The sequence below is a fragment of the Thermostichus vulcanus str. 'Rupite' genome (assembly GCF_022848905.1).
Lineage (GTDB): Bacteria > Cyanobacteriota > Cyanobacteriia > Thermostichales > Thermostichaceae > Thermostichus > Thermostichus vulcanus_A.
The window spans coordinates 1-9245 of sequence record NZ_JAFIRA010000070.1; the positions used below are offsets into that span (position 1 = coordinate 1).

8 protein-coding genes, 1 tRNA gene and 2 pseudogenes are annotated in these 9245 nt (G+C 55.6%); 7 read left to right on the forward strand and 4 right to left on the reverse strand.

The annotated features are described in order from the left end of the window. The first annotated feature begins 62 nt into the window (after positions 1 to 62). The 3 genes and pseudogenes from JX360_RS16430 to JX360_RS16440 all read left to right on the forward strand — a co-directional run. Positions 63 to 248: an RtcB family protein gene (locus JX360_RS16430; protein WP_425244433.1), complete on the forward strand. Its 186-nt coding sequence runs from the start codon at positions 63 to 65 to the stop codon at positions 246 to 248. A gap of 61 nt (positions 249 to 309) precedes the next feature. Continuing rightward, positions 310 to 1860: a YifB family Mg chelatase-like AAA ATPase gene (locus JX360_RS16435; protein ID WP_244353123.1), complete on the forward strand. Its 1551-nt coding sequence runs from the start codon at positions 310 to 312 to the stop codon at positions 1858 to 1860. Between the two features lie 33 nt (positions 1861 to 1893). Beyond that, positions 1894 to 2682: pseudogene (locus JX360_RS16440) on the forward strand (B12-binding domain-containing radical SAM protein); the annotation flags it as partial. Here JX360_RS16440 and pheA read toward each other — a convergent pair. From pheA to sppA, 4 genes are all read right to left on the reverse strand, one after another. Next, a complete protein-coding gene (gene pheA, locus JX360_RS16445; protein ID WP_244353113.1) occupies positions 2679 to 3587 on the reverse strand; it encodes a prephenate dehydratase in 909 nt (302 codons plus the stop codon). The pseudogene JX360_RS16440 and the gene pheA overlap by 4 nt on opposite strands. 4 nt (positions 3588 to 3591) lie before the next feature. After that, positions 3592 to 3957, reverse strand: coding sequence for a late competence development ComFB family protein (locus JX360_RS16450; RefSeq protein ID WP_244353115.1), 366 nt, complete (start codon positions 3955 to 3957; stop codon positions 3592 to 3594). A gap of 379 nt (positions 3958 to 4336) precedes the next feature. Further along, a complete protein-coding gene (gene alr, locus JX360_RS16455; RefSeq protein WP_244353117.1) occupies positions 4337 to 5734 on the reverse strand; it encodes an alanine racemase in 1398 nt (465 codons plus the stop codon). Then, positions 5704 to 6762, reverse strand: a complete 1059-nt coding sequence (gene sppA / locus JX360_RS16460; RefSeq protein WP_244353119.1) for a signal peptide peptidase SppA — start codon at positions 6760 to 6762, stop codon at positions 5704 to 5706. Before sppA ends, alr begins: the two co-directional genes overlap by 31 nt. A 194-nt stretch (positions 6763 to 6956) precedes the next feature. Here sppA and JX360_RS16465 point away from each other — a divergent pair. The 4 genes and pseudogenes from JX360_RS16465 to JX360_RS18125 form a co-directional block, all read left to right on the forward strand. Next, positions 6957 to 7029 (forward strand) — tRNA-Ala (locus JX360_RS16465). Between the two features lie 605 nt (positions 7030 to 7634). Continuing rightward, positions 7635 to 7898, forward strand: a complete 264-nt coding sequence (locus JX360_RS18120) for a DUF4258 domain-containing protein (RefSeq protein WP_425244432.1) — start codon at positions 7635 to 7637, stop codon at positions 7896 to 7898. Then, positions 7895 to 8134, forward strand: coding sequence for a DUF2283 domain-containing protein (locus JX360_RS16470; protein WP_244353121.1), 240 nt, complete (start codon positions 7895 to 7897; stop codon positions 8132 to 8134). The genes JX360_RS18120 and JX360_RS16470 overlap by 4 nt, the downstream gene beginning before the upstream one ends. 714 nt (positions 8135 to 8848) lie before the next feature. Beyond that, a pseudogene (locus tag JX360_RS18125) lies at positions 8849 to 9119 on the forward strand (helix-turn-helix domain-containing protein); the annotation flags it as partial. Positions 9120 to 9245: the final 126 nt, after the last annotated feature.

Here is a 9245-nt window from a genome sequence, read left to right on the forward strand (position 1 = left end):
TGAGTGTGGTGGTGACCCGTTTCATGGGGACTATTGTATGTACTATTTCTGTTGCTGAATAAATTCAGCCTGTGCGCTTATATCCCCCGGTTAGAAACCGGGGGCTTTACGCTGCTTTTCGTAAGGATGAGGGGATTTTGGATGAGATCCCCGCCGCTTATAAACCGATTGATCAGGTGATGGCCAACCAGGCGGATCTGGTGGAGGTGGTAGCGACCTTGAAGCCGGTGATCTGTGTCAAGGGGTAGGGGCTAATACCCAAGGGTTTGCCAGGATAGATGGGTGGAACTGATGACAGAGGCCAGTGCCTTGTTTGCCCAAGTTTTTTCGGCAGCCCTACTGGGATTAAAGGCTGTACGGGTCACGGTGGAGGTGGATGTTGGCGGCGGGTTGCCCCAGATCACCTTGGTCGGTTTGCCGGACGCAGCGGTGACCGAAGCCAAAGAAAGGGTACGGGCGGCAATTAAAAACTCTGGCTTTGCCCTGCCCCAGCGGCGGATCATCATCAACTTAGCCCCCGCCGACCTGCGCAAAGAAGGCCCCAGCTTTGACCTGCCGATTGCTCTTGGGATCCTGGCTGCCTCAGGAGTGATCGATCCGGGATCCCTGCAAGAAACCCTAGTGGTCGGAGAATTGGCCCTGGATGGAACTCTCCGGCCCGTCGCAGGAGTCTTGCCCATTGCCGCTACCGCAGCAGAGTTGGGAATCCGCCAGTTGGTAGTGCCGCAGGAGAATGGCCTGGAAGGAGCCGTGGTATCCGGGATTCAAGTGTATGGGTTCACCTCATTATCGGCAGTCGTGAACTGGCTACAGTCTCCGCAAGCGGTCAAGCCGATCCAGATCCAGCCGGAACAGGTGCAGAAGGCCAACTTGGGATCCCCGTTGGATCTGGCGGATGTCAAAGGGCAAGAACACGCCCGGCGGGCGTTGGAGGTGGCAGCGGCTGGTGGGCACAATTTGTTACTGGTGGGTAGCCCCGGAGCCGGCAAAACCCTGTTGGCGCGGCGGTTGCCAGGGATCCTACCGGCCCTACAGTGGGAGGAAATCCTAGAAATTACCCGCATTTACTCTGCAGCCGGTTTACTGCGACAAAATCTTCATTTGGGTGAACCCTCCGCCCTCATTACCCAGCGCCCCTTTCGTGCTCCCCATCACTCTGCTTCTGCTGTGGCTTTGGTGGGCGGGGGATCTTATCCCAAGCCGGGGGAGATCTCGCTGGCCCATCGCGGTGTTTTGTACCTGGATGAGCTGACGGAGTTTCGCCGGGAGGTACTGGAGGTGTTGCGCCAACCGCTCGAAGATGGCAAAGTTACCATTTCCCGGGCTCGCTTCTCGCTGGAGTTTCCCGCCCAAACCATGCTGGTGGCCTCCACCAACCCTTGCCCCTGCGGCTTTTACGGGGATCCGGTCAAACCTTGCGGCTGTACCCCACAACAACGGGAGCGCTACTGGTCAAAGCTTTCTGGCCCGTTGCTGGATCGGATTGATTTGCAAGTTCAGGTGAACCGCCTTAAGCCAGAAGAAATCCTGCAGGCGCAACCGGGAGAACCTTCCCAGCGGGTGCGGGAACGAGTGGAACAAGCCCGCGAATATCAGCGACAACGGTTTTACCAGGAGCCAGGGCTACATTGCAATGCCCAGATGCAGCCTCGCCATTTGCGGCAGTGGTGTCGTCTGTCGGATCCCTGTCAGACCTTGCTAGAGGGGGCAATCCGCAAGTTGGGGTTGTCCGCCCGTGGCAGTGACCGCATCCTGAAAGTGGCTCGCACCATTGCCGATCTGGCCGGAGCCGAAACAATTGCCCCCGCCCACCTTGCGGAAGCCATTCAGTACCGCAGTCTGGATCGGGCTCAGCCCTGAACCTGCTCGGGATCCGGGTCAATGGGTAATCATTCTCAGGTCAACCTGGCGGAAGATGAGGAATTGATGGAGCTGATGGTAGAAGCCGGATTTGATTCGGTGTTTTTGGGCATTGAGACCCCCGATGAAGAAAGCCTCACCCTGACGCAAAAGTTTCAAAATAACCGCAAACCCCTGGTGGAATCCTGTCGGCGCATTACCCAAACGGGGCTACGGGTTTTGGCAGGGTTCATTATTGGCTTTGATGGGGAAAAACCTGGGGCAGGCGAACGGATCGTCCGTTTTGTGGAGGAAACCGGGATCCCCGATGCTATGTTCAGTATGTTGCAGGCTTTGCCCGGTACTGCCCTCTGGTCGCGTCTAGAGAAAGAAGGGCGGCTGCGCAGCGAAGGCACTGGCATGAACCAGAGCACCCTCATGAATTTTGAGCCGACCCGACCAGTGGATCAAATTGCGGAAGAATACCTGCAAGCCTTTTGGGATCTGTATGAGCCAGCCCTGTTTTTGAAACGCTGCTACCGCTATGCTCTCGAGCTGGGATCCCCGAAAGGGAAGCGTCCCTTTAAACTCCCCAAATGGCCAGAAGTGCAGGGGTTGGTGCGAGTCGCCTGGCTACAAGGGATCCAGCGGGCAGAAACGCGGGCGCTGTTTTGGCAACAGTTGTGGGGCTTGTGGCGGCAAAACCCAGCGGGATTGGTGCCCTACCTGACGGTGTGTGCTCATGGGGAGCATTTCTTTGAGTTTCGCCAAGAGGTACGGCAGCAAATTGAGAGTCAATTGGCCCAAATTCGCGCTGTACCCCAACCTTTGTCTGTCGCTTAGTTGGGAAAGGCAATGCCCCCCTGTTTGGAGAGATCATGAACGGGGTAGCTACCGAGCAGCTTGAGGGTTTCTGCAATCTGTTCGAGGGCTGCGATCACCTTAGGGCTGAGATAAGGCTGGTCGGGAGCATTTTCCAAATCCACGAAAAACACATAGGTGCCCGCGGACTTTTTGGTGGGGCGCGACTCAATGCGGGACATATTCAAACCCTGCTCCGCAAACACCTGTAAGGGTTTTAGCAAGGCCCCCGGCACATTCTCGGGCAGGCTAAAGGCCAAAGAGGTATGGGATCCCCCTGGAGAAGCCAAGTCAGCCTTGGGTTGGCTGCGGCCTATTACCCAGAAGCGGGTGCAGTTATCGGGGTGATCATTGATCGGGCAGGCCAGAATCGGCAATTTGTAGAGAGCAGCGGCTCGTTCTGAAGCAATCACCGCAGCCATTGGTTGAGTTTGCACCCGATCCAATTCCTCGGTGGTGGAGCGGGTCGGGATCAACGTGGCCTGGGGCAAATGGGATCCCAGCCAAACTTGACACTGGGCCAAGGCTTGGGGGTGAGAATACACCTGTTCGATCTGTTCTAGAGCTTTTGCCCGCCCCATGAGCGCATGCCGAATCGGCAAGATCAATGCCTGATAAATCTGTAGTCCTTCCAGTTGCCAAAGGGCATCCAAAGTCATGGATACCCCTCCCTCAACGGAGTTCTCCACCGGTACCACCGCCCACTCCTGCTGACCGGTAGCCACCGCTTCCAAACAGGCAATAATCGTCGGATAGGGTACCAAGGGATGGGATCCCTGGCTGTGCAGATGGGGTTGTTCCGGACAAGCCAAAAGGGCAGCCAACTCCGTATAGGTTCCGGCAGGGCCAAGGAAGGCTACCGGCGCAGGCGAAGAAGTCAAGGCCATTCGATCAATCGTTGCTGGGGGCCAATCCTAACTCTACCGTTTCCAGGTGGTGCGGTAGCAGCGGGCACTCCGGTTCCGGGCAACGGGGATTCGCTGCCACCGCCTCCATCGCCTTCGCCACCTCCAGTCGGATCAGGGTCTGTAGGTCTTGATCCGCTTGGATGGCCTCTAGGGTGTAAAGCGAGCCAAGAAAACTGGTGGCATAGCGGGGCTTAAGATTGTTCAGAGCCAACGCGGCAGCATCGTTACAGAATTTCTTGCAAGAGCAATACCGTTGCTGGCTTTCCATCAACGAAATTTCATTCACCATCTCCAAAACAGCCCTCTCCATCTGGTTTTCCAGGCCATTTAGAGATTTATGAGCCTCCATCGCTGCCTCCCAACATGAACTGAGCCCTCAATTTCACCCCATCCTAACCACTGTTTTAGATAGTTCTAGATAGTTTTAGATACATAGATAGATAGGTTATAGCCCTTTGCGCCAAGGGCACACTAGCGCGTCTGTCTCCAACAGGCTTTGCCAACGCCTCTCGTCCTACGCACGACCCGGAGGGTCATGGCGGCCCCAACACCAGTCACCTAGCACGGGGTTAATCCCCATCCCCTTCGCAACAGCGGTGCGGAGCACTCTAGCCCTTTTGAAATTGAAAGGGGTTAGCAACACCACTGTTGTTGTCGCAAACCCGTGTTCACTTTTGGGATGCGGAGCGTTAAAGGGTTGTAATCTCAATACTGTTAGAATATCGTCATTATTCCGGAGAGTTCACCAACAACCGTGGCAAGCGGGCCGAAAGACCGCAAAGCAATTCATAAGGGATCGTGCCCAATTGATCCGCCCAGTCCTGAACTTGAAATCGGGATAATGCTGAATCCAAATGGGATCCGAGCAACTCCACCACATCCCCCACTTGAATATCCGGCCTGTCGGTGACATCCCACATGCACTGATCCATGGTGATGGTTCCCACCTGTGGGATCAGGCCGCCACCCGCCCACCCTTGCAGCCGACCGGAAAGTCGCCGCGGGATCCCATCTGCATAGCCGATGGCTAGAGTGGCAATGCGGCTAGGACGGTGGGTTACATAGCGATGCCCGTAGCTCACCCCCGTCTGGGCAGGAACCGTTTGAATATGGGTCAATCGCGCCTTGAGCCGCAAAATCGGTTGCAGTCCTGGCACCTGCAGATGGGGAGCGGGGGGTAACCCGTAAAGCGCCAGCCCCAAACGCACCCGCGCGTAGTGCCCCTGCAAATGGCTCAATGCCCCGGCTGAGTTATCCAGATGCAGGCTCGGCAAGGGATCCCCTGCCCGTTGGATTTGCTCAACGATTTGGGCAAAACGAGTGCGTTGCTGCTCCATGGCCGCCGAATCAGGTTCATCCGCCGTTGCCAAATGGGAAAACAAGCTACACGCTTGCAACTCCGGGATCCGACAAATCTGCCCCCACAGCAGTGCTGCCTCTGTCCAGGGGATCCCCAGCCGGGTCATCCCCGTATCCACATTCACATGGATGGGGCAGGGTCGCCCCGCCAACCGTGCCACCTGGCACATTAGCGGGATCTGTTCTGCACAGGTGAGGCTAACCTCCAAGCGAGCTGCCATCGCCTGCCGTAACTCCGCCCAGGTATTCAAGGCCCCCAACACCAGAATGGGAGCCTTTAGCCCCTGCTGCCGCAGTTCGATCCCTTCCGCCAAGGTGGCCACACAGAGCCCCTTTGCCCCAGCGGCAATGGCCAATGGAGCCACCAACTTTGCCCCATGGCCATAGGCATTGGCCTTGACCACCGCCCAGATTTCTGTGCCCGGAGACAGACGAGCCTGCAACAGCCGCAGGTTCTGCCGCAACTGGGCCCCATCGATTTCCACCCAGGCTCGACTGGTCAACAGATCTGGGTCAGGAGAACAAGTGGGAGGGTCTGCTAGCCCTAACCAATCTAAATTGTTAAGGTCTTTTGTCCCTGAGGCGGCTTGAACGGACAAAGGGCCTGCTAAAGCATCTGCAACAACATTTGCAACCGGCTTCACCCCATTGCCTTGCAACCCTGGAGCAGCCATCGCCCCCATCGACGGTTGATTCACCTGGTTCACCCCACACATCCAAACATCCTGCAGTGAGGCTAGCGCAAAGCCCACTCCGGTGCCATCCACAACAGCGGCACACCTGGGATCCCCGTGGCCTGGTTGCTCTCAAAAAATCTGGCTAACCAAGCGCTTTGCCCCGGAGCCGATACCCCCTGACTCAACAGCCGCCGCAGTGTCCGTTGGAAATTATCCGCCTCGCCCCCCGGAGATAAGGAGGGATCCCCGGTCATCAACCGCAAATCCTCCACGGCTTCCGTATAGCCCCCTAAGGCATCCACCAAACCCACTTCCAGAGCTTGTGCCCCAGTAAAAATGCGTCCATCCGCCAGCTGTCGCACCCGTGCTTCATCCAATCCTTGCCGCCGAGCGATCATCTCCGCATCCAAGACCTCCTCTGCTCCTTCTTGGGGCAAATGCTGACGGCCACGGGCGACATCTCGAATAAATTGATCCAAAGTATTTTCCAACAAGTCTTGCAGCAGGCGTTGCTCTTGAGGCGTAGCGGTGCGGAAGGGAGAAAGGATGTCCTTAAACTCGCCGGTTTTGAAGGTTTGTGGCTCTACTCCGTAGTTTTCCAGCAATTGACCAAAGGTGAGACCACTGATGATCACCCCAATGCTGCCGGTTAGGGTGCCAGGATTGGCATAAATTTTGTCGGCGGCACTGGCCACATAGTACCCACCGCTAGCAGCGATATCTTCCATGATGGCGATCACCGGCTTGCCCGCCTCGTGTAGGGCTGTCACAGCTCGATAAAGTTCCTGGCTGGATCCCACCGCGCCACCTGGACTGTTGATCCGCAATAACACTGCTTTTACAGAGCGATCCCGTACCGCATCCCGGAGCTGATCCAAAGGGGAAGTGGGCAAACTGACGAACCCCAAACTGCGAGGCCCGCCTATGGTTCCTTCCAGGTTGACCACCTCGATTCGATCGCCGCCGCGAGCTGCTTCCAAGCTGACCCCCGCTCGAGGCAGTTCCGGTGTGGGACGTGTTCCCCCGACAATGGCTGCAATCAGGCAGATCACCACTAAGGAGACGGCCAAGATGCGGTTGAGCTGGTTCCCTTGTATCACGATCCCCTCGATAGCCACTGACTCCTTTCTATCACCCGCTGGGTCTCTCCGGTAGCAGACACTGCCGCAGGAGATGTCCACGTCTGGCTCCTGGGCTATTGACAGGAATCCAACACCTTCTTAGGATAAATATCCGGTGCTTTTCCCCAAGCAATTTCTACGGCTGTTCCTGTCGTCGTGAGATCAGTTTCTCAGTTGGGGTTAAGCAGGTTGGGGCTTTAGCTCAGTTGGTAGAGCACTTCAATGGCATTGAAGGGGTCAGCGGTTCGAATCCGCTAAGCTCCATATCTCTCAATCCCTCTCCAGCAGAGGGTTTCATCGTTCTCTCCTCTTGTTAGAGAGAGGAGCAGTGGCCACCTAGGAATGGTGGTTACGACCCCTAGGGCCTCCCTAAACCCTCCCTAAGCCACGATTAGGGAGAGCAGTGATGGCAAGAACGACAATGGACGGATCCGTCTCACCTTCCAGCATCAGGGCAAGCGATACCGCTTGGATGGACTGGGAGCTTTTACCGACGGGAAGCGGTTAGCGCAGGTCAAGGCGATAGCAGAACGAAATCAGAGCAGACCGACAGAATGGGCAGTTCTACTTCCCCACAGTTGAGGATCGGATGATCATCGCGACGAAGCTCCTGGCAGAAGAACGAAGGAACGCAACGCAGTAACGGGACGCACCGGAGCTGCTGGAGGAGAGCTCGTAGTCCCATCCCTGAATAGCAACGAACGTTTTTGGGGACACTCCCCTTCCGCATTCAGGACAAGCAGGGATCCCCTTAGTTCAAGTAGTCCCACCCCCTTGATAGTCAGAGAGAACCATTGACCCTAGCCAGGAGGCAACCTTGACAAATCCTGGATGGACAGGGTTAATCGCCTCAGATTCCTCAGTCACTCATGTCTCAAGATTACCCTTACCGCTTGAGTCAACACTTTCTGGATAGACTTTCAGGGAGAAATCTGTCTCTGGAATGGGTCATCGAAACGGTTGAAGCTCCTACCCTTGTAGAGCCGGATCCCCAGGATCCCACCTTGCGTCTGGCATTCCGAGCAATCCCTTCACTGGATGGCAGGGTTATGAGGGTTGTTTACAATTGGACTACGGATCCCTGGACATTGGTGACAGCTCATCTGGATCGCAGCAAGAGAGGCAAACTATGAGGCAATTCACCTATGACGCTGAGGTAGATGCCGCCTATATCCGCTTGACGGATGAGCGTATCGAAGAGACCGATACTCTAGAGTCTGGCTTTATTGTGGACTACGACCAATACAATCAGCCTGTGGGGATTGAGGTATTGGGAGTTAGTCGGCTGTTGCCCAATATCGCGCTGTTACCCCATCCAAAAGCAGCCCAACAACTGATTGAACTCTCAGGGATCCTCATCCCGCATTGAGCAGCTCCAGGATCTTCCCTGCAATTGCTAACCTCTGCATCCAAGACGCTTTACTGACATCCTCCCGATGCTGTTCGCGCCAGCGTGGGGTTCCTCCTTAGTCCAGCCAACTTGTCCAGTCGCGACAGCGGGACGTAGTCCTCACCCATTACTTGATCGACCTTGATCTACATCGACCTTGATCTACGTAGCGGTCGTTCTGTCTAGAGGCTTCAATTCCGCTATGCCCTACCGTTCGCGTGGCGGTGCGGAGCACCAGACTCAAACCAGCCAACCTCAATCCCTTCTCAAGAATGCTCTAGACCGCAGTCTCGTCTCTGCATCGCACAGAGCTGCAGTGGAAACGTGCGTGCGGGTAGGGTACTCAGAGTCTTCTAAACTAGCTGTTTGCAGTCAAAGCCATCAATCGTCGTGTTTTGAGCTATTCCCGCAAGCAGCCCCGCGCTCTACCCGTTAGGTGTTCGCGTCGCGTGCCGTAGGCATAGCGTCGGGAAGAATTGCAGGACTATCGTTCGCGCCAGCAACTCATTGGAGCATGGGGTTCAATACCCCAGGGATAGACAAACTTCTAATGTATTGCCTCAAAACATCGCTCTGGGTTCGCTCCGTAAGACGACAATACTCATCCAGATGCTGTTTTTCTATATCCGAAATCCGGACAGAAAGACTTTTCATGTATCGCAGTGTTATCGATACTTGCAGTACAACGGTAGCATGAGAACCGCTTACCAGTACCGACTACGATTGACTCCGCAGCAGCAAGCCACGATTGACCGATGGCTTGTGTCGTAGGCAATACAACTATCGACTAGCAGAGCGGTTCAACTGGTATGAGCAAAATCGCTGTGACATCAACGCTTGTCCGCTAGTCTGCCACTTACCAGAATTGAAAGCTCGCCCTGATTTCTATTCACAGAAACGGGATCTGCGCCATTCAAAGACCTTGTTCCCTGAATACAAGGATTTGCCCTCTCACACCTTGCAAGCTGATTGACTGACAAAAGCTGCTTACAGATAGCTGGGTGCCTTGCTGTGCGGTAGTTTTGGAGATTGAAGAGATGAAGGGGGAGCCAGCGTTCTAAGCTTAGATACCACTCAAAACCGTGAACGC

What these genes read in the sequence shown, in the direction of transcription:
- pheA (WP_244353113.1), bottom strand. Translation starts at nt 3,587, where the DNA reads ATGGCCTTGACTTCTTCGCCTGCGCCGGTAGCCTTCCTTGGCCCTGCC.
- JX360_RS16450 (WP_244353115.1), bottom strand. Translation starts at nt 3,957, where the DNA reads ATGGAGGCTCATAAATCTCTAAATGGCCTGGAAAACCAGATGGAGAGG.
- JX360_RS16470 (WP_244353121.1), top strand. Translation starts at nt 7,895, where the DNA reads ATGAGGCAATTCACCTATGACGCTGAGGTAGATGCCGCCTATATCCGC.
- JX360_RS18120 (WP_425244432.1), top strand. Translation starts at nt 7,635, where the DNA reads ATGTCTCAAGATTACCCTTACCGCTTGAGTCAACACTTTCTGGATAGA.